This is a genomic window from Plantibacter sp. MPB07, from assembly GCF_046619465.1.
GTDB classification, from domain to species: domain Bacteria; phylum Actinomycetota; class Actinomycetes; order Actinomycetales; family Microbacteriaceae; genus Plantibacter; species Plantibacter auratus.
The window spans coordinates 559,099-579,640 of record NZ_CP177043.1; the positions used below are offsets into that span (position 1 = coordinate 559,099).

Annotated in this window: 18 protein-coding genes; 8 read left to right on the top strand and 10 right to left on the bottom strand. The window is 71.1% G+C overall.

Annotated features, from left to right (window positions below; all coding sequences use genetic code 11):
* The first annotated feature begins 38 nt into the window (after window positions 1–38).
* Entirely contained in the window at window positions 39–212 is a 174-nt protein-coding gene (locus tag ACLIME_RS02655; RefSeq protein WP_079002123.1) for a DUF3117 domain-containing protein, read from the top strand.
* A 94-nt stretch (window positions 213–306) separates the two neighbouring features.
* Here ACLIME_RS02655 and ACLIME_RS02660 read toward each other — a convergent pair whose 3' ends face one another.
* Window positions 307–939 (bottom strand): O-methyltransferase, encoded by a 633-nt coding sequence (locus ACLIME_RS02660; protein WP_064296167.1) that lies wholly within the window; start codon window positions 937–939, stop codon window positions 307–309.
* A gap of 71 nt (window positions 940–1,010) precedes the next feature.
* Here ACLIME_RS02660 and ACLIME_RS02665 point away from each other — a divergent pair, with 71 nt between their 5' ends.
* Window positions 1,011–1,451, top strand: coding sequence for a Sec-independent protein translocase TatB (locus tag ACLIME_RS02665; RefSeq protein ID WP_079705542.1), 441 nt, complete (start codon window positions 1,011–1,013; stop codon window positions 1,449–1,451).
* A 35-nt stretch (window positions 1,452–1,486) separates the two neighbouring features.
* Here the strand turns inward: ACLIME_RS02665 and ACLIME_RS02670 are convergent, their stop codons facing one another.
* Genes ACLIME_RS02670 through ACLIME_RS02680 form a run of 3 tightly spaced genes read right to left on the bottom strand, consistent with a single transcriptional unit; the run spans window position 1,487 to window position 4,488 of the window.
* The gene (locus ACLIME_RS02670) at window positions 1,487–2,662 is read right to left on the bottom strand and encodes an Mrp/NBP35 family ATP-binding protein (RefSeq protein ID WP_411558140.1); all 1,176 of its coding nucleotides are present in this window, start codon (window positions 2,660–2,662) and stop codon (window positions 1,487–1,489) included.
* A complete protein-coding gene (locus ACLIME_RS02675) occupies window positions 2,655–3,197 on the bottom strand; it encodes a DUF1003 domain-containing protein (RefSeq protein ID WP_071261025.1) in 543 nt (180 codons plus the stop codon). The genes ACLIME_RS02670 and ACLIME_RS02675 overlap by 8 nt, the downstream gene beginning before the upstream one ends.
* A complete protein-coding gene (locus ACLIME_RS02680; RefSeq protein ID WP_079705545.1) occupies window positions 3,175–4,488 on the bottom strand; it encodes a magnesium transporter MgtE N-terminal domain-containing protein in 1,314 nt (437 codons plus the stop codon). The genes ACLIME_RS02675 and ACLIME_RS02680 overlap by 23 nt, the downstream gene beginning before the upstream one ends.
* Before the next feature lie 68 nt (window positions 4,489–4,556).
* Here ACLIME_RS02680 and ACLIME_RS02685 point away from each other — a divergent pair, with 68 nt between their 5' ends.
* Window positions 4,557–5,060, top strand: coding sequence for a general stress protein (locus tag ACLIME_RS02685; protein WP_079705546.1), 504 nt, complete (start codon window positions 4,557–4,559; stop codon window positions 5,058–5,060).
* A gap of 42 nt (window positions 5,061–5,102) precedes the next feature.
* Here the strand turns inward: ACLIME_RS02685 and ACLIME_RS02690 are convergent, their stop codons facing one another.
* The gene (locus tag ACLIME_RS02690; RefSeq protein ID WP_137241952.1) at window positions 5,103–6,500 is read right to left on the bottom strand and encodes an aminopeptidase P family protein; all 1,398 of its coding nucleotides are present in this window, start codon (window positions 6,498–6,500) and stop codon (window positions 5,103–5,105) included.
* A gap of 41 nt (window positions 6,501–6,541) precedes the next feature.
* Window positions 6,542–7,579 (bottom strand): endonuclease/exonuclease/phosphatase family protein, encoded by a 1,038-nt coding sequence (locus ACLIME_RS02695; protein WP_411558141.1) that lies wholly within the window; start codon window positions 7,577–7,579, stop codon window positions 6,542–6,544.
* An 82-nt stretch (window positions 7,580–7,661) separates the two neighbouring features.
* Between ACLIME_RS02695 and ACLIME_RS02700 the strand changes: the two genes are divergently transcribed.
* A complete protein-coding gene (locus ACLIME_RS02700; protein WP_079705549.1) occupies window positions 7,662–8,516 on the top strand; it encodes a PHP domain-containing protein in 855 nt (284 codons plus the stop codon).
* A 237-nt stretch (window positions 8,517–8,753) separates the two neighbouring features.
* Here ACLIME_RS02700 and ACLIME_RS02705 read toward each other — a convergent pair whose 3' ends face one another.
* Window positions 8,754–10,313: a DEAD/DEAH box helicase gene (locus ACLIME_RS02705; RefSeq protein ID WP_193555819.1), complete on the bottom strand. Its 1,560-nt coding sequence runs from the start codon at window positions 10,311–10,313 to the stop codon at window positions 8,754–8,756.
* 136 nt (window positions 10,314–10,449) lie between these two features.
* Here ACLIME_RS02705 and ACLIME_RS02710 point away from each other — a divergent pair, with 136 nt between their 5' ends.
* Window positions 10,450–11,169: a ferritin-like fold-containing protein gene (locus ACLIME_RS02710; protein WP_079705551.1), complete on the top strand. Its 720-nt coding sequence runs from the start codon at window positions 10,450–10,452 to the stop codon at window positions 11,167–11,169.
* 75 nt (window positions 11,170–11,244) lie between these two features.
* On the opposite strand, the gene ACLIME_RS02715 is transcribed toward ACLIME_RS02710, so the two are convergent.
* Together ACLIME_RS02715 and ACLIME_RS02720 are read right to left on the bottom strand one after the other, a co-directional pair.
* Window positions 11,245–11,544, bottom strand: a complete 300-nt coding sequence (locus tag ACLIME_RS02715; RefSeq protein ID WP_079705552.1) for a hypothetical protein — start codon at window positions 11,542–11,544, stop codon at window positions 11,245–11,247.
* Window positions 11,545–11,546: 2 nt separating this feature from the next.
* Complete coding sequence (locus ACLIME_RS02720; RefSeq protein ID WP_064296179.1) at window positions 11,547–11,771, bottom strand: DUF3107 domain-containing protein; 225 nt, start codon at window positions 11,769–11,771, stop codon at window positions 11,547–11,549.
* 141 nt (window positions 11,772–11,912) lie between these two features.
* On the opposite strand from ACLIME_RS02720, the gene ACLIME_RS02725 reads away from it, so the two are divergent.
* Both ACLIME_RS02725 and ACLIME_RS02730 read left to right on the top strand, forming a co-directional pair.
* Entirely contained in the window at window positions 11,913–15,098 is a 3,186-nt protein-coding gene (locus tag ACLIME_RS02725) for a PD-(D/E)XK nuclease family protein (protein ID WP_411558142.1), read from the top strand.
* Entirely contained in the window at window positions 15,062–18,370 is a 3,309-nt protein-coding gene (locus tag ACLIME_RS02730; protein ID WP_244175443.1) for an ATP-dependent DNA helicase, read from the top strand. The genes ACLIME_RS02725 and ACLIME_RS02730 overlap by 37 nt, the downstream gene beginning before the upstream one ends.
* On the opposite strand, the gene ACLIME_RS02735 is transcribed toward ACLIME_RS02730, so the two are convergent.
* Entirely contained in the window at window positions 18,280–19,539 is a 1,260-nt protein-coding gene (locus tag ACLIME_RS02735; protein ID WP_411558143.1) for a phosphotransferase, read from the bottom strand. The two genes, ACLIME_RS02730 and ACLIME_RS02735, sit on opposite strands and share 91 nt — an antisense overlap.
* Window positions 19,540–19,602: 63 nt before the next feature.
* On the opposite strand from ACLIME_RS02735, the gene nudC reads away from it, so the two are divergent.
* Complete coding sequence (gene nudC, locus ACLIME_RS02740) at window positions 19,603–20,541, top strand: NAD(+) diphosphatase (RefSeq protein ID WP_138946730.1); 939 nt, start codon at window positions 19,603–19,605, stop codon at window positions 20,539–20,541.
* Window position 20,542: the final 1 nt, after the last annotated feature.

Consider the following 20,542-nt stretch of genomic DNA (forward strand, 5'->3'; position numbering starts at 1 on the left):
GATAATGGGGGTCAGTCGAATAACGAGAGGGGACTCGCATGGCCGCAATGAAGCCACGCACCGGAGACGGGCCAATGGAGGCCGTGAAGGAGGGTCGGCTCATCATCGTGCGAGTGCCTCTTGAAGGGGGAGGGCGTCTCGTCGTGTCGGTCAACGACGCAGAGGCTCAAGAACTGCATGATGCACTCGCGGGTGTGGTGAGCGCGGGCTGATCCCCGTCACCGACGCCGCATGAGCCGAGAACCGGCCGCCATCACTGCTCACAGAGTCAGGATGGCGGCCGGTTCGTCGTCGTGCGGGGAGCGCTCAGAGGTTCGGTTTGGTGATCTGCAGGAGGCCGTCGCCGGCCGGGGACAGGGCGCTGACGACCGCGTCCGACGCGGAGATCTCCTGGACGAGCGAGCGGAAGAGGCCTGTGGTCTCGTCCCGCTGAGCCGGATCGGCCACGCGGCCCCGCCAAAGCGCGTGCGGGACGAGCACGGTGCCACCGGGACGCACCAGACGGAGTCCGTGCTCGACGTACTCGATGACCGATCCCGGGTCGCCGTCGACGAGGACGAGGTCGTAGGAGTTCTCGTTCATCCGCGGCAGGACGTCGAGCGCGCTGCCGGTGATGAGGCGGATGCGGTTGGTCGTGATGCCGGCCTCCGTGAACGCCGCGCGTGCCTGCTGCTGGTGCACGATCTCGGTGTCGATGGACGTCAGCACCGCGCTCGTGGCGCCGCGGAGCAGCCAGAGCCCGGAGACGCCGGTGCCGGTGCCCACCTCGACGATGGACTCCGCGCGGGTGGCCGCGGCCACCACCGCGATCTGCGCGCCGATCGCCGGGGAGATCGGTTCGACGCCCAGTTCGTGCGCGTGAGCGCGCGCCGTGAGCATCGCCGCGCTCTCGACGACGACGTCGCCCGCGTACTTCCAGTTGAGATTGTGTTCTGACACCTTGCCTCCGGATCCCAGCGTATGGCCTGCAACTGCTCCGACAGCTGAGGCTCGCGCGGTAGTCTGATGTCGTGTTCGGTCTGACCTTCGACAAACTCCTCATCATCGGGGTCATCGCCGTGTTCCTGCTGGGTCCGGAACGGCTGCCGTACTACGCCTCGCAACTGGCGCGACTCGTCCGCACCCTCCGCGACCTCGCCTCCGGCGCCAAGGACCGGATGCGCGAGGAGATGGGACCGGAGTTCGACGAGGTCGACTGGAAGAAGCTCGACCCGCGTCAGTACGATCCGAGACGCATCATCCGCGAGGCGCTCCTCGACGACGAGCCTCCGGTGACGCCGACGGTCGCGACGACCGCTCCGCTCGACGCGGCTCCCGCTGCCGCGGCCGCCGCTGCAGCCGTTCCGTCGCTCGAGAAGCCGAAGTCGATCCAGGCGGCGACCGACGAGCGCCTGCGCCGACTCGCCGCCGGAGAGACCGCCGCGCCCCCGTTCGACCTCGAAGCCACCTGAGTCCGCTTCGGTCGCACACGTCCGACCCGGACGGCTCAGCTCGTGCTGACGCCGAGACGACGACCGGCGAGGCCACGAGGTCTCGCAGCGAGCTGACCGGCCAGCCGGAGGATCTCGGCAGCCGCGGGATCCGTCGGATCCGAGAGGACGATCGGCAGCCCGGCGTCCCCGCCCTCCCGAAGCGGGACGCTGAGCGGGACCGAGGCGAGGAGCGGTACCGGGGCGTCCTGGCCGATCGACAGCCGCGCCGCGAGCGCCTCGCCACCCCCTGAGCCGAACAGCTGCAGGACGCTGCCGTCGGGCTGGGGGAGACCCGCCATGTTCTCGATGACGCCGTGGACGCGCTGCCCGGTCTGGCGCGCCACCACGCCGCTGCGCTCGGCCACCTCGGCGGCGGCCGGCTGCGGTGTCGTGACGACGAGCACCTCGGCGTGGGGGAGCAGCTGGCCGATGGAGATGGCGACGTCCCCGGTGCCGGGCGGGAGGTCGAGGAGCAGCACGTCGAGGTCGCCGAAGAACACGTCGGTCAGGAACTGCTGGATGGTGCGGTGGAGCATCGGTCCGCGCCAGGCGACGGCGACGGCGGTGGTGCCGTCCGTCGGTGCGTCGATGAACATGCCGATCGAGACGACCTTCACACCGTGGGCGACGGGCGGCAGGATCATGTCGCCGACCTGCGTCGGTTTGACGGCCAAGCCGTTCTCGACCAGTCCGAGGAGCCCCGGGATGGAGAACCCGTGGACGTCCGCGTCGACCAGGCCGACCCGCAGGCCGCTGGCGGCGAGTGCGACGGCCAGGTTCGCGGTCACCGTCGACTTCCCGACACCGCCCTTGCCGCTTGTGACGGCGTACACGCGGGTCAGTGAGTCCGGGCCGAACGGGATGCCGCGGGCGCTGCGGCCGCCTCGCAGGCGCTCCGTGAGTGCCTGACGCTCCGCCGTCGTCATCACCTGGACGTCGACCGCGACGCTCGTCACCCCTGGGGTCGCCGCGGTGGCCTCACGCACGTCGCGCTCGATGCTCGTCGCTGCCGGGCAGCCGACGATCGTGAGCTTGATGGTGACGTCGGCGGCACCGGTGTCGTCCACCGTGATCGGGCCGACCATGTCGAGTTCGGTGATCGGTTTGCGGATCTCCGGGTCGATGACTCGGGCGAGCGCGGTCCTGATCCGCTCGGCGAGGCCGGTGTCAGCCGCGCCGGTGTCAGCCACGCCGGCGCTCGGGCCCGTCGTGTTCGGGCTGGTCCGTGCGATCCCGATCGAGTTCCTCGAGGAGGGAGCGCAGTTCGGCGCGGATGAAGTCCTTCGATGCCATGTCCTTGAGGGCCAGTCGCAGCGCGACGACCTCACGGGCGAGGTACTCGGTGTCGGCGAGGTTGCGTTCGGACCGCTGCCGGTCCTGCTCGATCTGCACGCGGTCGCGGTCGTCCTGGCGGTTCTGGGCGAGCAGGATGAGCGGAGCGGCGTACGAGGCCTGGAGCGACAGCACGAGGGTCAGGGCCACGAAGCCGATGTCGACGGAGTCGAACCGGAGGGCGAGTGGACCGTAGGTGTTCCAGGCGATCCACAGGATGACGAAGAGGGTGAGGCCGAGGAGGAACCACGGCGTGCCCATCGCCCGGGCGATCCACTCGGTGAACCGGCCGAAGCGGTCGCGCGAGGCCGGGGCGCGGCGGATGGAACGGACGGAACTCCGAAGCCCCTTCGGAGCGTCGAGCCGGACCTCATTGCGGGGAGCTCGTGCCACGACCTGCCCTCCTTCCGTTCGATCCGAGCCGCTGTTCCGACGCCGGGAGTTCATCGTTCTCGTCGATGCTGCGCCAGTCGTCCGGGAGCAGGTAGTCGAGGACGTCGTCGATCGTCACGACCCCCAGGAGCCGGTGCTGTTCGTCGACGACGGGTACCTGGACGAGGTTGTAGCTCGCGAGGATCCGCGAGACCTCGGCGGCGGAGGTCCGCACGCCCACCGGATCGAGGCTCTGATCGAGCAGGGTCCCGAGGCGCTCGTGCGGCGGGTAGCGGAGCATGCGCTGGAAGTGCACCATCCCGAGGAAGCGTCCCGTCGGTGACTCGTACGGCGGCAGGGTGATGCAGACGCCGGCCGCCAGCGCCGGTGCCAGCTCGGAGCGTCGGATCGACGCGAGGGCCTCCGCGACGGTGGCGTCGGCGGAGAGGATGATCGGCTCGGTCGTCATGAGGCCACCCGCGGTCTCCGGGTCGAACCGGAGGAGCATGCGGACGTCCTCCGCCTCCTCCGGCTCCATGAGCTCGAGGAGGTGCTCACCGCGGTCCTCGGGGAGCTGGGCGATGAGGTCGGCCGCGTCGTCCGGCTGCATCTGATCGAGGACGTCGGCTGCGCGGTCGTCGTCGAGCTGGGCGAGGATCTGGACCTGGTCCGTCTCGGGCATCTCCTCGAGCACGTCCGCGAGGCGGTCGTCAGACAGCTCCTCCGCGACCTCGATCATCCGGTCGCGCGGGAGGTCGAGGAGCGTGTTCGCGAGGTCGGCCGGTTTCAGGTCGGCGTAGGTCGCGATGAGCTGCTCGGCGGACTGGGCCTCGCCGAGCTCCTGCTCCTCGCGCAGCTCGTTCCAGGTGGCGAAGGTGGTCGGGCCCTTCACGAAGGGGGAGGCGGTGGTCTTCGGGCGGCGGACGAACAGCTGCGACACCTGCCACTCGCCGGGGCCCTGCTCCTCGATGGCGACGTCCTCGATTGTCGCCTCCTCACCGGTGGCGCGGAAGACGACGCGTCGGCCGAAGAGTTCGGCGATCACGCGCACCTCGCCACCGCGCTGCTCGAACCGGCGGACGTTGATGAGTCCCGTGGTGATGATCTGCCCGGCGCCGATGCTCGTCACGCGGCCGATCGACACGAACACACGGCGTTTCCCGGGGATCTCGACGATGAGGCCGACGACCCGCGGGGGTTTGCCGGTGCGGTAGACGACGAGCACGTCCCTGACCTTGCCGACACGATCGCCCGCGGGGTCGAAGACGGTGCACCCGGCGAGCCTGGCGACGAACACTCTGGTGGCACTCACGACTACTAACCTACCCGCCGGTGGTCGGCCTGGAGTGCCCGCTCGGGGCGGGGTGAGAGGATGGAGGCATGAGTGATCCGCGACAGTTCGGCCGGAAGGGCGCCCCGGCGCTCGGCGTCATCCCGCGAGGCGAGACGGTGGCCAGCTACGAGAGTTACGAGTCCGCGCAGGCCGCGATCTCGTCGCTCGCCCACACCGATTTCCCGGTCAAGGAGATCTCGATCGTCGGCAGTGATCTCAAGAGCGTCGAACGCGTCACCGGTCGCCTCAGCTACGGCCGTGCTGCGGGAGCCGGTGCGGTCAGCGGTGCCTGGCTCGGACTGTTCCTCGGGCTCGTCCTCGTCATCTTCAACCCCGAGACGAACCTCATGCTGCTGGGTGCCGCGGTGCTCATGGGTGCCGCGTTCGGCATGCTGTTCGGCATCGTGTCGTACTCGGTGACCCGCAAGCGACAGGAGTACACCTCGGCCACGCTCGTCGTGGCGACGCGCTACGACCTCATCGTCGGCGGCGAGCTCGCGAACCGCGCACGCAACCTCCTGGAGCGCGGCCCGGAGACCGACGCGGGCTGATCCAGCCGCGTCAGGCTCCGAGCCGTCGCCCGGCGGACGGGCTCAGCGCGCGAGCCAGGCCTCGACCTCGTCCGCGGTGCGCGGGATGCCGGCCGACAGGTTCTCCGCGCCGTCCTCGGTGACGAGGATGTCGTCCTCGATCCGGACGCCGATGCCGCGGTACTCCTCGGGGACCGTGAGGTCGTCGACCTGGAAGTAGAGGCCGGGCTCGATGGTGAAGACCATGCCGGGCTCGATCTCGGCGTCGGCGTACATCTCGCGGCGGGCCTGGGCGCAGTCGTGCACGTCGGTGCCGAGGTGGTGGCTCGTCCCGTGCACCATGTACCGCCGGTGCTGCTCGTTCTCCTTCAGGAGCGCTTCCTCGGCGGTGACGGGGAGCAGGCCCCACTCGGCGGTCTTGCGCGCGATGACCGCCATCGCGGCCGCGTGCACCTCGCGGAACCGGATACCGGGGCGGACGATGGCGAAGGCCTCGTCGGCCGCCTCACGGACGGCCTCGTAGACCCGTCGCTGGACCTCGGTGAACGTGCCGGACACCGGGATCGTGCGGGTGATGTCGGCGGTGTAGTAGCTGTCGAGCTCGACGCCGGCGTCGATGAGGATGAGGTCACCCGGGACGACCCGTCCGTCGTTGCGCGTCCAGTGGAGGATGCAGGCGTGCGGTCCAGCGGCGGCGATGGTCTCGTACCCGACGCCGTTCCCGTCGGCGCGAGCCCGCCCGGCGAAGACGCCCTCGACGATGCGCTCGCCGCGCTCGTGCGCGAGGACCTTCGGGAGTTCGGCGACGACGTCGTCGAAGCCGCGCGCGGTCGCGTCGACGGCGAGACGCATCTGCGCGATCTCGTAGGCGTCCTTCACGAGGCGCATCTCGGACACGGCGCGCGTCAGGGTGTCGTCGACGTCGACCGTGAGATCGGCGGCGTCGGCGGTGAACGCCGAGAGGTCGGCGGTCGCGATCGCGAGGTCGGCGGCCACCTGGGCGAGCGACGGACGCGCACCGATCCAGAACTCGCCGATCGCGGCGTTCGTGTAGAACTCGTCGGTGTCGCGGCCCGCTCGCTCGCGGAAGTACAGGGTCGCGGTGTGGCCGGACTCCTCGGGATCGAGCACGAGGACGCTGTCGGGCTCGGTGTCGGCCGCCCAGCCGGTGTAGTAGGAGAAGGCGGAGTGCGCCCGGTACAGGTAGTCGGTGTCGTTCGACCGCTGCTTCATCCCGCCCGCGGGGAGGACGAGACGGTGACCGGGGAACTGTGCCGACAGGCGTTCACGACGAGCCGCTGCGAGGCCGGCGGTCTCCCGCGGCTCCGGCAGGACCTCGGGGCGGTCTGCCCACCCGGTGCCGATGAAGGCGCGGAAGCCCTCGGACCAGGCGGCCGCCCGGTTGGAGGTCGCCTCGGTCTGGACGGTGTTCGAACTGGATGTGTCTGCGGAAGTCGCCATACCTCCATTGTCGCACTGCGGTCGCGACAGGCGCCCGACCCTCAGCTCCCCGTGCGGGGGAGCAGCGTCGCGACCACGGGCCGGTGATCACTGCCCGTGCCGTCGACGTCGGTCAGGACGTGAGCAGACACCGTGACCCATCCCGGTGTCGCCATGACGTGGTCGATCGGTGCGCCGAGGACAGCCGGGAGCTCGGTCGGCCAGGTACCGAGCCCGGCTGCCGCGTCGGCCGCCGCGGCGTCGTGGCACGCGCCGAGGTCGCCGACGCCGCGCAACCCGGCGAGGTGGTCGAGCGTCGCGTTGAAGTCACCGGCCATGATCACGTCCGCGTCGTCGGTGCAGCGGCCGGCGAGATCGGCGAGCTCCGCACGCCAGTCGTCGAGCCGACTCGGCAGTGGGGCCGTGGTGTGGACCGCGACGAGGGTCGGTCCGCGGCCGAGGACCGGATCGGCGATGAGGGTCTCCGAGCGCTCGATGGCGGTCGGGCCGGTCACCGTCGGTGCACGGACCGCGTACTCGCCGAGTCCGGTGCTGATGAGGAGGCTCGTCCCTCCTGCGTCGGCGTCGGTCGAATGCGCAACCATCGGCCGTCCGGCGGCGGTCATCGCGGCGGCGACGACCGCCGCGGTGTCGGACGAGGTCTCCGGCAGGGAGACGACGTCGGCGCCCTCACGCACCGCGATCGCCGCGATCGTTCCGGGGTCGACGGCATCGCCGAGGGTGTTCCAGGCGAGGACCGTGACCTGATCCGCGAGGTCGGTCGCCTCTCCGGCGACCATCTGATCGTCGATTCCGCGGTTGGCCGTGACGACGGCGCCGGTGACCGAGACCGCGGCGAGGACGACCGCCAGGATGGCGGGGAGCACGCGGTGGGACCCCCGGACGAGGATCGCCGTCACGAGGCAGAGCAGTGCGCCGCCCGCGGCGGCGATCGCCACGAGGAGGCGGAACGCGCTCAGTTGGACGACGACCTGGGCCTGCTCGAGACCGAACAGCCCGGGGAGGACGGCGACGACGAGCAGGGCCGTGGTCGCGATCGCGAGCACGGCCGCGATGACGCCACCGACGGTCTTCAGCACCCGCGTCAGCGTAGGCGAGCGGTCTGGGAGTCCTCGGGGCAGGACCTGCGACTAGGGTGGAAGCGTGGTGAGCGCTCGAGACATGCACGGCCCCGCCGATCTGCACACGCACTCGAGCGTCTCGGACGGCACGGAGACGCCGACGCAGCTGATGCGCGCTGCCGGTGCCGCGGGGCTCGGCACGATCGCCCTCACCGACCACGACTCCACCGCCGGTTGGGCCGAGGCGGCCGTCGAGTCGCGCCGCCAGGGCATCACCCTGCTCCCCGGAATGGAACTGAGCACCCGCTACGAATGGCGGAGCGTGCACCTGCTCGCGTACCTCATCGATCCGTTGAACGGCGACCTGCTCCAGGAGACCGCGAAGATCCGGGAGTCCCGGCTCCGGCGGGCCGAAGGTATCGTGGCACGCATCGGTGGCGACTACCCGCTGTCCTGGGCGGACGTCCTCGCGCAGACCCGCGAAGGTGCGACCGTCGGACGGCCTCACATCGCCGACGCCCTCATCGCCCTCGGGATCGTGGCCGACCGTGGCGAAGCCTTCGACGGCATCCTGCATCCGCGCACCGGGTATTACGCGCCGCACTACGCGCCCGACCCGCTCACCGCGGTCAAGCTCGTCCGCGCCGCCGGTGGCGTCCCCGTGATCGCCCACCCGGTCCCGGCCGGCCGCGACCGGATGCTGCCCGAGCCGTACTTCCGCGAACTCGCTGACGCGGGCCTGTTCGGGCTCGAGATCGAGCACCGCGAGAACACCGAGGAGGGGAAGGTCGTCGTGCGGCGTATCGCCTCCGAGCTGGGCCTCGTCGCGACCGGTTCGAGCGACTATCACGGGACCGGTAAGCCGAACCGCCTCGGCGAGAACACCACGGACATCGACGTGGTCCGGCGCATCGTGGCCGAGGCCACCGGCTCGGCACCCGTCCTGCCTGACTGATCTGCGGCGCGTCCGGAGTGCCCTTCGACGCGCTCAGGGACCGGGTGTACTTCTCCCGGTCACTGAGCTTGTCGAAGTGCCCACGGGGGCGCAGCGGATGTGATGGGACGCCGGTCGGAGCACCCTTCGACAGGCTCAGGGACCGGTATCCTTCGGTCACCAACCGTGTCGAGCGCAGCGCTCGCGACATGCAGAACGCCCGCATCCGGAAGGGTGCGGGCGTTCTGCGTGGCGGACCTACGCCGTGGGAGCCGGGGGAGCGGTGCGGCGCGTCCGGCTCCGGCGGCGGGGAGCGCTGTTGCCGTCGCGGTGCTCCGGACCGTGGCCGTCGTGGGTGCCTGCTGCGGGCGCGCTGCGGTCGACGGTGTCGGTCGAGGCGGCGTCGTGCGTCCGCGAGTGGGCGCGGGTGCTCGGCTGGGACTCGAGCCGGGTGCTGGTCGGCTGCGTGCGGTCGCCTCCGCGTCCGCCGCGCTCACCACCGCGACCGCCGCTGGTCCGTGAACCGTCGCGTCCGCCGCCGGTCCGCGAACCGTCGCGTCCGCCTGCGCTCCGCGAACCCTCGCGCCGCGGGGCGGGCTCGACGGCCTTGGCGGGCTTCAGCCGGCCCTTCGTGCCCTCCGCGATCCCGAGGTCGGTGAACAGGTGCGGGCTCGAGGAGTAGGTCTCCGTCGGTTCCGGCTGACCGAACTCGAGGGCGCGGTTGATGAGCGCCCACTTGTGGAGGTCGTCCCAGTCGACGAACGTGACGGCGATACCCGTCTTCCCGGCGCGACCGGTACGGCCGACGCGGTGGAGGTACGTCTTCTCGTCCTCGGGGATCGTGTGGTTGATGACGTGGGTGACGTCGTCGACGTCGATGCCACGAGCGGCGACATCGGTGGCGATCAGGACGTCGCGCTTGCCGGCCTTGAACGACGCCATCGCCCGCTCGCGCTGCTCCTGGTTCAGGTCGCCGTGCACCGCCGCGGCGTTGAACCCGCGGTCGGTGAGCTCCTCGACGAGCTTCGCGGCGGCACGCTTGGTCCGCGTGAAGATCACGGTCTTGCCGCGACCCTCGGCCTGCAGGATGCGCGAGATCACCTCGTCCTTGTCGAGCGAGTGTGCGCGGTAGATGAGGTGCTTGATGTTGGCCTGCGTGAGCCCCTCGTCGGGGTCGCTCGCCCGGATGTGGATCGGCTTGCTCATGAAGCGGCGGGCCAGGGCCACGATCGGACCGGGCATGGTCGCCGAGAACAGCATCGTGTGACGCGCGGCGGGAGTCTTGGAGAAGAGTTTCTCGATGTCGGCGAGGAAGCCGAGGTCGAGCATCTTGTCGGCCTCGTCGAGCACCATCTCGGTGATGCCAGAGAGGTCGAGGAGGCGCTGGTTGTTGAGGTCGATGAGACGGCCGGGCGTGCCGACGACGATCTGGGCGCCGGCCTTCAGCTGCTCGATCTGCCCCTCGTAGGCCTTGCCGCCGTAGATGGAGACGAGCGTCGTCGACCGGTTCGAGATGAGGATCTCGATGTCCTCGGACACCTGGACGGCGAGCTCACGGGTCGGGACGACCACGAGGGTCTTGACGCCGGGAGCCGGGTTGAGGCCGAGGCGCTGGACGATCGGGATGCCGAACCCGAAGGTCTTGCCCGTGCCCGTCTTGGCCTGGCCGATGATGTCCTGGCCGGCGAGCCCGAGGGGGATCGTCTGCTCCTGGATGGGGAATGGTTCGATGATGCCCTTGGTCGTGAGGGCGTCGACGATGTCCTGGTCGACACCGAGATCAGAGAAAGTCACGGAGATACCTGTCAGTGCAGTCATGGTCTACACCTTCGATTGCACACAGGTGTAGGGCCCCGATCCGACGCCGGGGCACCGCTATTCTACCCGGGACGTCCCGAGAGGCCGCTGGGCGCGCGGAACACGGCGATCGGCGCGCTGCGGATAGGGTGGTCGCATGGCTCGTTGGTTTGCACGACGTCGGCGTCCCGGCACCCAGACGCCTCGTCTGCGCTCGCGGGAGGACGCCGTCCAGGCGACCCGCGTCGACCTCCACGAGCTCGCGCCCAGCACCGCCGACTACCTCGGTCAGGTGGCGCAGCTGCAGCTCGGTTTCTTCATGACGCTGTCGTTCGCGGTCGAGCACGCTCCGAACGACGCCGATCGGGAGACGGTCGCCGAGGCCGCCGCCACGGCGCTGCGCAAACACCAGGCGCTACTCGCCTGGCTCCGCCGGACGAGCGACGACCCGGGCGCCGTGCTCGAACCCTACGCACGCACGCGGGACGAGTTCCAGGCGATCCTGCGCACCGGCACCTGGGACGAACTCCTGCTGGGCGTCCTCGTGGCGCGGGGCTTCCTCGACGAGTTCTTCGCGCAGCTCGCGCGCGGCCTGGACGGGGCGGACGCCCGTGACCTGGCTGCGATCGTCGCCCCCGGTCCGGAGGAGGACCCGCTCGTCGGGATCCTGCACCGGGTGATCGCAACGCATCCCGAGCGCGCTTCGACGCTCGCGATGTGGGGCCGTCGGCTGCTCGGCGACACCATGCTCGTCGCCAGGTCCGCCCTCGTGACCGAGAGCAAGGCGCTGCCGGACGACGCCCGGGTCGAACCGGTCTACACGGAGCTCATCGCGAACCACACCAGACGGATGGACGCGCTCGGGCTCACGGCCTGACCGGTCGTCTCCTCCGACACGACGACGCCGCCGCTCCGGGTGGAGCGACGGCGTCGATCGATCGAGCGCCTCGGGTCAGGCGGCGACGCCCTGCTGCAAGCGGGTCAGCATCGCCTCGTCCGACGAGGTGCGGACGCGGACGAGTACGAGGTCGACCACCACACTCACGACGACGGACGCGCCGAAGGCGAGCACCCAGATCCAGCCGCCGTCCCACGCCATGCCGGCCCACGTCGCCGCGACCCAGACGACGGCGGCGACGAGCGTCGCGACCGCCGGGATGAGCGCGGCCCCGTGCTGGTCGCGGCCGGGCAGGAGGTATCGGACGGCGAGACCGAGGATGGCACCGCCGAGCACGACGAAGAGGAGTTCCATGGTCAGCCGACGAATCCGATGCGGCGGGACTCCTCGGTTCCGAGCTCGACGTAGCCGATGCCCGCGGTCGGGATGAGGTAGCTGGTGCCCTTGTCGTCCTTGAGCGCGAGCAGCTTGGCGTCCGTCTCGAGCGCGGTCTTGACCGCCTGCTCGATCTCCGACGCCGGCTGCGAGGTCTCGAAGCCGATCTCGCGAGGGCTGTTGAGGATTCCGATGCGAATTTCCACCTTGAGTGCCTTTCGGTTGCGTAGGGCAAGACTACGGGAGTCGTGGTCCTCCGACCGGCGCGGGTCGGCTGCTGTCAGCGAACAGCGGAACGCCGGTCGGCCGTCGCGGCGATGTCGGGAGGCTCCGGTAACGTGCGGACCATGACGGTTCCCGACGCCTCCGACGATCCGACGGGTGCGGTCCGTGACGCGGACCGCGCGCCCGTCGGCGGCCCGGCTGTCGGCACGTGCGTCCGGGTCGACGACTCGCAGGAGGCCGTGCTGCGGCTCGCGGACGACCGGTCCGCCGTCGTGCTCGGGGCTCCCGGCACGGGCAAGACCACGACGCTCATCGAAGCGGTCGCGGAACGCGTGCACTCGCGCGGTCTGCGTACCGACGAGGTGCTCGTCATCGCCTCCTCCCGGTCGTCGGCGCAGGTCCTCCGCGACCGCCTCGAGGCACGGGTCGCGCGCGCCACACCCGGATCCCTGGCGCGCACCGCCATCTCCCTCGCGCTCGAGGTCATCGCGGGCTCCGGGGCGTTCGCCGGTTCAGGACGACCGCGGTTGCTGACGGGCGGCGAGCAGGACCAGACCATCGCAGAGCGACTCCTCGGCGACGAACAGGACGCGACCGGTCCGCTGTGGCCCGCCGAGCTCGGCCCCGAGGTCAGGCGCCTGCAGGGGTTCCGCACCGAGCTCCGGAACCTCATGGAACGCAGCGTCGAACACGACGTCGCGCCTGCCGAGCTGCGTCGGCTCGGTACGGAGCACGGGCGTCCCGAGTGGGTCGCGTCCGCGGGCTTCATCGAGGGGTTCCTCGCCGACGACTGGCGCGGACATCTCACGCCCGCGGCGGCCCTCGCCCGCGCCGTCCGGCTCCTCGACGACCAGGAACCGGGAACGGGCGTGCTCGGCAGCCTGCGGGTGGTCTTCGTGGACGACGCCCAGGAGGCGACCCACGGCGTCCTGCAGCTGTTCGCCGCGCTCGCCCGACACGGGGTCACGATCGTCGCGTTCGGCGACCCCGACCTCACGACGGGTGCCTTCCACGGTGCCCGAGCCGACGCCCTCGGGCGGTTCGCCGAGGTGCTCGGTCGGCCGGTGGACACGCTCGTCCTCGGGCAGGTCCACCGCGGGACACCGGACATCCGGGCGACCGTCCGCGGTGTCGCCGAGCGCATCGGCACGGCCGGCGCCGGCCTCCATCGCACGGCCGCGCCACCGGTCGACGACGCGGAGGCCCCCGAGCACTCCGTCGTCACCGTGGCGGCCGGTTCCCCGGCCGAGCAGATCGCGGTCGTCGCACGCTTCCTCCGCGAGCGCCACGTCCTCGACGGCGTCGCGTGGGCCGACATGGCGGTGGTCGTCCGCAGCGGCGGGCTGATCCCGGCGATCGAACGGGGCTTGTCCTCCCTCGAGGTGCCCACCCGGGCGAGCACCGGCGGAGCACCGCTGCGCGACCACCCGTTCGTCAGGTCGGTCCTCCTCGCCATGTCGGTGGCACTCGGGCGGACGCCGCTCGACGCCGAGGTCGTGACCGAACTCCTCCACAGCGCGCTCGGTGGACTGGACTCGATCGGGGTCAGGCGACTGCGGGCCGCGCTCCGGCACGCCGATCTCGCTGAGGGCCTCGACCGCAGCGCGGACCGCCTGCTGGAGGAGGCGTTCGCCGTCCCCGGTGCACTCATCGGACTCGAGACGCCCTCCGCCGCCCGCGCCCGCTCACTTGCCGACAGCCTCGCCGAGGCGAGCGCGCAGGCGGCGGCGGGCGCTTCGGCCGAGGAGCTCGTCTACGGCCTCTGGTCGCGGAGCAGACTCGAGCGTTCCTGGGTCTCGCTGTCGAAGGGCAGCGGTCAGGCCGCCGAGGAGGCGAACCGCGACCTCGACGCGATCACCCAGCTGGCCGATGCGGCACGTACCTTCGTCGAGGCGGAGCCCGACACCCCGGCCTCCGTCTTCCTCGACCGCCTGCTCGAACAGACGGTCGGCGACGACTCCCTCGCGCCGACGGGCCTCCGGGAGGCGGTCACGATCGCGACGCCCGCCGCCCTGGTCGGGACCGCGTTCGACACGGTCGTCGTCGCCGGCATGCAGGACGGCGTGTGGCCCAACCTGCGGGTCCGCGACTCTCTGCTCGGCGCGTCGGAGCTCGTGGAACTGCTGGAGGGCACGGCCACGGCGACGGCGGACGCACGGCGCGCGGTCCTCCACGACGAGCTCCGACTCTTCGCCCAGGCGACCTCCCGTGCGCACCGGTCGCTCATGGTGGTCGCGGTCGTCGACGACGACCACCAGGCGAGCCCGTTCCTCACGCTGCTCCCCGAACCCGATCCGCACCGGGCATCCCTGTCGCCCCTGTCGCTCCGGGGGCTCGTCGGCACCCTGCGTCGCTCGCTCACCCGCCGGATCCGCCCCGCGGACCCGGCCGAGCGTGCCGCGTCCGCCTCGGCCCTGGCCATCCTCGCGACAGCGGGAGTCCCCGGCGCTCCGACCGAGGAGTGGTACGGCGTGGCCGCACCGAGCTCGACGGCACCGCTCCACGACCCCGCCGTCGAGGAGCTGCCGGTCTCCCCGTCCCGCATGGAGGCCTTCGAGGAGTGCCCGCTGCACTGGGCGATCGCCCGACTGGGCGGCGGAGCCTCCGGGTTCGCCTCCGGTCTCGGCACGATCGTGCACGCCGCGCTCGAACACGCGGAGTCCTCCGACGAGGCCGCGCTCTGGGCAGCGGTGGAGGACCGCTGGGACGAACTCCACTTCGAAGCGGCCTGGGAGGGCGCGGCGACGAAACGGCGTGCGGCGGAACTCGTCCACCGGCTGTCCGCGTACCTCCACGACGCGGAGCGCGCAGGAGTGACCTCGATCGGCAACGAGAGCCGGTTCAGCCTCCGCATCCCCATCGGAGAGTTGGGCGGCGCGGCCGTGCTCGGCGGCTCGATCGACCGCGTCGAACTCGTGCCCGACGCCGACGGCACGCGGCGCGTGGTGATCGCCGACCTCAAGACCGGCGGCTCGGCGCCCAGACAGGACCGGGAGGTCGCCGACATGGCGCAGCTCGGCGCCTACCAGCTCGCGCTGGCGTCCGGTGCGATCACCGGTACGGAGGGGCTGCTGAGCGGTGGCGCGAAGCTCATCGTCGTGTCGGCCGGCACGAAGCGCAAGGAGTACTACGACCCGGCCCAGCCCGCCTTCGACGACGAAGCCCTCGAGCGCTTCCGCGAGCGTGTTCTGGCGGACGCGGTCGGCATGGCCGGCGCGGTGTTCGAGGCCCGCGTCGGGACCCACTGCCACGACCCGTTCGCGTTCGGCGAGTGCGCCATCCACGTCGTCCCGGCGGTGAGCTCGTGAGCACGGAGGAGACCTACTCGGCCGAGATGCTCGCCGGCCTGCTCGGCCTCCCGCAACCGACGGCGCAGCAGGTCGAGGTCATCGAGGCCCCCATGGCGCCCGTACTCGTCGTCGCCGGTGCCGGGAGCGGGAAGACCGAGACCATGGCTTCACGCGTCGTGTGGCTGCTCGCCAACCGGCACGTGAACGTCGACGGGATCCTGGGGCTCACCTTCACCAGGAAGGCCGCGGGTGAGCTGGCGGCACGGATCGGCAAGCGGATCGCCGCCCTGCAGGACATCGGGATCCTGGATCCCGCGGCCGACGCGCTCTTCGACCGTCCCGAGGTGTCCACCTACAACGCCTATGCGAACGCCCTGTTCCGCGACAACGCCCTCCTGGTGGGCCGTGAGCCCGAGTCGGTCCTGCTGTCCGAGGCGTCCGCCTGGCGACTCGCGAGGCGCGTCGTGGTCCGACACGGAGACGAACGGCTCGCCACCCTCGGCAAGTCCGTCGACCAGGTGGCCGAGCTCGTCCTCTCGCTGAGTCACGAGCTCGCCGAGATCGACGGCACCACCGAGGAGCTGCTCGGCTTCGTGGAACGGTTCGTCGGCATCGGCGAGCTCCCCGACGGCGGTCGCGGGGCGTACGCGCAGATCGACCAGGCCGTCGAGGTCGTGGGTGCCCTGCCGGTCCTGCTCGACCTCGCGCACCGGTACGCCGACGAGAAGCGCCGGCAGGGACTCGTCGAGTTCTCTGACCAGGTCGCCCTCGCGCTTGCCGCCTGCGAACGTTCGCCGAAGGTCGCCGCCGTCGCACGCGATCGCGCGGGCGTCGTCCTGCTCGACGAGTACCAGGACACCTCGGTCGTGCAGACCAGACTGCTGTCGACCCTGTTCGCCGACCACCCCGTCATGGCGGTCGGCGACCCGCACCAGTCCATCTACGGCTGGCGCGGCGCGAGCGCGGCGAACCTCGCACGGTTCTCACGCGACTTCGGTCGGGAGGTCGCCGCCACCCAGTTCAACCTGTCCACGAGTTGGCGGAACGACCGCACGGTCCTCGAAGCCGCGAACGTCCTCGTCCGCCCGTTGCAGCAGCAGGCGCAGACGGCGGGGAAGCTGCGAGTCCTCGACCTCGAGCCGAAGCCCGGCGCCGGGGCCGGCTCCCTCGCCGTCGAGTTCCCCGAGACCGGTGCCGAGGAGATCCGGGTGGTCGCCGAGTGGTGCGCGGACCGCTTGCTCGCCGAACGCGGGGGAGATCCGGCCGGTTCGGCCGCGATCCTGTTCCGGGCGCGTCGACCGATGCAGGAGTTCGCCGACGGCCTCGCGGCGCTCGGCGTCCCCCACCACATCCTCGGCCTCGGCGGTCTGCTCTCCTCTCCGGAGATCGTCGACGTGACGGCGGCACTGCGGGTCATCCACGATCCCGGTGCCGGGTCCTCGCTCATCAGACTCTTGAGCGGGCCTCGCTGGCGGATCGGCGTCCACGACCTCGGACACCTCGTGGAGGTGGCCCGGTACCTGCAGGCCATCGACTGGAAGACGAAGCGGTACGACGCCGAACTGGCCGCCCGGCTCCGTGAGTCGGTCGCCGACGACGACGGGCGGTCGATCATCGACGCGCTCGACTTCATCGCCGCGGACCGCGTGCCGGCGGGCCTCGCCGCAGGGTTCACCGACGAGGCGCGTTCGCGTCTCCGGGAGGCCGGACTGGTGTTCGCCTCCCTGCGGCGTCGTGCGGGCAGCGGCCTCCCCGATCTCGTCAGAGCGGTCGAGCGCGAGTTGCGGCTCGACATCGAGGTCGTCGCGAACGAGTCGACCGGCTCCGCGGCGCGCGCTCCGGCCAGACTGCAGGCCTTCCACGACGAGGTCATCTCGTTCATCCAGGCGGAGGAGCAGGTGACGCTCGGCAGCCTGCTGGCGTGGATCGACCGCTCGCTCGCCCGAGACGACCTCGGACCGGCGAGCGACGCACCCGACCAGGGTGCGGTCCAACTGCTCACCATCCACGGTTCGAAGGGCCTCGAGTGGGACCATGTCGCGATCCCGCGGCTCGTGGTCGACGAACTGCCAGCCAAACCGAAGGACGGCAAAGGCTGGGTGCGTCTCGGGACACTGCCGTACGACTTCCGAGGCGACGCGGCGGAGCTGCCGGAGTTCGCCTGGCGGACGGCCGAGACGCGGAAGGAGGTCGTCGACGCTCAGCTCGCCTTCTCGGAGGCGCTCGGCGAACGCGCGCTCGACGAGGAACGCCGGCTCGCGTATGTGGCGGTGACCCGCGCCAAGCACGACCTCCTGCTCACCGGCTCGTTCTGGTCGGGCGATCGCAAGCGGCCCCGTGCTGCGAGCACCTACCTCCTGGAGCTGGCCGCGGCGGGCGTCATCGCACCGCTCCCCGCAGCCTCCGCCTTCGAGGAGAACCCGGTCGACTCCGGTGCTGCGGTCCTCGACTGGCCACTCGATCCGCTCGGCGCGCGTCGGAGCGTCGTCGAGCGGGCGGCGGCCGAGGTCGACCAGCGGCGCGGACGGCCCGAGGCCGAGCTGCTGGCGACCCTCGGCCCTCTCGAGAACGAGCTCACACTGCTCCTCGAGGAACGACGCCGTGCCGCGACGACGACCGCGCGCGGTGAACTCCCCGTGCGCATCCCCGCGTCCAAGTTCAAGGAGTTCGTCACGGAACCGGAGGCCGCACTCGAACGTCTGCGTCGCCCCGTCCCGCAGCGGCCCTACCGGCAGACCCGTCTCGGGACCCGGTTCCATTCGTGGGTCGAGGCGCACTACGGACGCTTCGGATTGCAGGAGCTGGTCGACGCGCTCCCCGAGGAGCTCGACGTCGAACGCCCGGGGCCGGACGCGTCGGAGGGGATCGGGTTCGACGAGCTCACCGAGCGGTTCCTCGCCTCGGAATGGGCGGACGTCCGACCGATCGAGGTCGAGACCGAGATCCACGTGCCGCTCGGCGACACCGGACGGGTGGTGGTCTGCAAGCTCGACGCGGTGTTCGAGCGCGGGGACCGGTTCGAGATCGTCGACTGGAAGACCGGCGCGGTACCCACGACGCCGGAGGACGTGCGGAACGCCTCGTTCCAGCTCGCGCTCTACCGTCTGGCGTACGCGCACCACCGGGAGGTCGACCCCGAGCGCATCGACGCCGTGCTCTACTACGTGAGCCACGACGTGCAGCTCCGGCCGGAACGCCTCTACTCGGAGGAGGAACTCCTGTCGGAGTGGGAGCGGTCCTTCGGGGAGGCCGCCGAGTCCCAGAGCTCGAACGACGAGGTGTCGATCTGATCCGTGGCGTTCGCGTCCGCGTCGGTTCCGGCGTGGTCGCGAACGTCGTCGGCCTCACCGTCGTCGGTGTCGTCGTCGTCCGAGCCGCCGGTATCGCGGCCGAGGGCGCGCTCGAGCTCTGACCGGTCATAGGTGTCGGTCTGCATGGCGATGCCGGGGGAGGACGAGCCGATCGGTGTGCGGTCGAGCATGTCCTCGACCTCGTCGACGTCGAGGACGGGTCCGGTCGAGGTGCCGAGGGGATCCGTCACGTCGCCGAGCACGCGGTCGACGAGTCCGTCGAGCATTGCGACGGCGTCCTCGACGATGGTCTCGTCGTGGCTGTCGCGACCGTGCAGGAGCCAGCGGGCGATCTCGAGTTCCGCGTAGAGGCGGGCGCGGAGCGTGACGAAGCGGTCGGGTCCGCGGGAGCACGAGGCCGCGTAGGCGGACAAGGCCTGCTCGCCGGTCGCGCCGAGCGTCGCGATCCAGTGGAGGTCGAGGGCCGGGTCGCCGACGCGCAGCGAGCCCCACTCGATGACGCCGTTGACGAGTCCATGTCCGTCCTGACGGATGACGAGCACGCGGTCGGCGGCGAGGGATCCGTGGATGACGGTGGGCTGGAACTGCCAGAGCGAGTGGTCCTCGACGGCCGCCTGCCAGCGCTCGCGGACGGCGGTCGGGAGGAGCCTCGTCTCGGCGGCGCGGGACACGATGCGGTGCGCGTCCGCCCGGATGAGCTCGGTGGACAGCAGCGGGAGGCCCGCTTCCGCGATGAAGGCCGTCGGGAGGGAGTGGATCGCGGCGACCGCGGCACCGAGCGAGTCGGAGAGGACCTCGTCGCGGCCGAGCGCGGTCGGGTCGAGGTGACTGCCGGCCACGAAGTCGAGCACCACGGCGCGAGTGCCGTCGACGGGCAGTTGGCCCACGACGGTCGGGGCGTCGAAGGGCAACCTGCTGCGGATACCGGGCGTGAGTGCGCGAAGGGCGATGAGGTCCGCGGACTGCTCCGTCTCGGCCTGCTGTGAGGTCGGGATGCGCACGATGAGCTCGCGTCCGTCGGCCGTCACGAGACGGGCCGCGTCGTAGTTCCCCTCGCCGCCGGCGGTGTGCGCGCCGGACCCGCGGACCTGGAGGTCGGCGACGGCCGAGGTGGCCAACGCGGCTAGAGTGAGATGGGATCTGGCCATGACATCCAGGGTACGGGGCCGTCCCGGTGAGCCGCGCTCGCCACGCCCTCAGAGAGGTTGTCCATGACGATTCAGGTTCGCGCACTCGCCGGTCTACCGCTTGCGAGAGGCGGACTCGACCGTCACGGCGAGCTCCGTTCACGACCGGACGTGCTCGACGGACTGCGGGTCGATCCGAACGCCCGAGCCGTCGTCCTCCGCGGCCGGCGCGCACTCGTGACCGGCGACGCGCTCGACCTCCTGGATCCCTCGGACCTGCCCGAGCCGGAGCTCATGGTCTACCTCGGAAGCACCGTCGAGGACAGCCCGGGGACACCACCGGGCACCGACATCCTGCTGTGGGTCCTCGCCGACGCCGACGCCGACGCGATCACCGAGGATGAGGACCGCTGGTTCGACCTCCGTCGGAGCGGACACCGGCTGTCCGACCGCGACGTCGGGATCCTGGCGACGTCGCTGGCGATCGCAGGCTGGCACCGAGCCGAGCCGTTCTGTGCGCACTGCGGCTCGCCGACCACCGTCCGCAACGCCGGCTGGGCACGGCACTGCCCGGTCGACGGCAACGAACTCTTCCCGCGCATGGATCCCGCGGTCATCGTCGCGGTCGTCGATCCTCAGGGACGGATATTGCTCGGGTCGAACGCGATGTGGGAGCACAACCGGTATTCACTGCTGGCCGGCTACGTCGATGCCGGCGAGTCTCTCGAGCAAGCCGTCGCCCGCGAGATCTTCGAGGAGTCGGGGATGCGTCTCGGCACTCCCGTCTACCTCGGTTCGCAGCCGTGGCCGTTCCCGCGCTCGCTCATGCTCGGCTTCGTCGCCCCGCTCGCGGAGGATCAGGATCCGGAGGCGCTCGTCCCGGACGGCCAGGAGATCCTCGACCTCCGGTGGTTCACGCGGGAGGAACTCGAGGACCCGGCCACCGACGTCATCCTCCCCGGACCGTCGTCGATCGCACGAGCCGTGATCGACGAGTGGCTTCGCGGATCCTGGTCTCGATGAG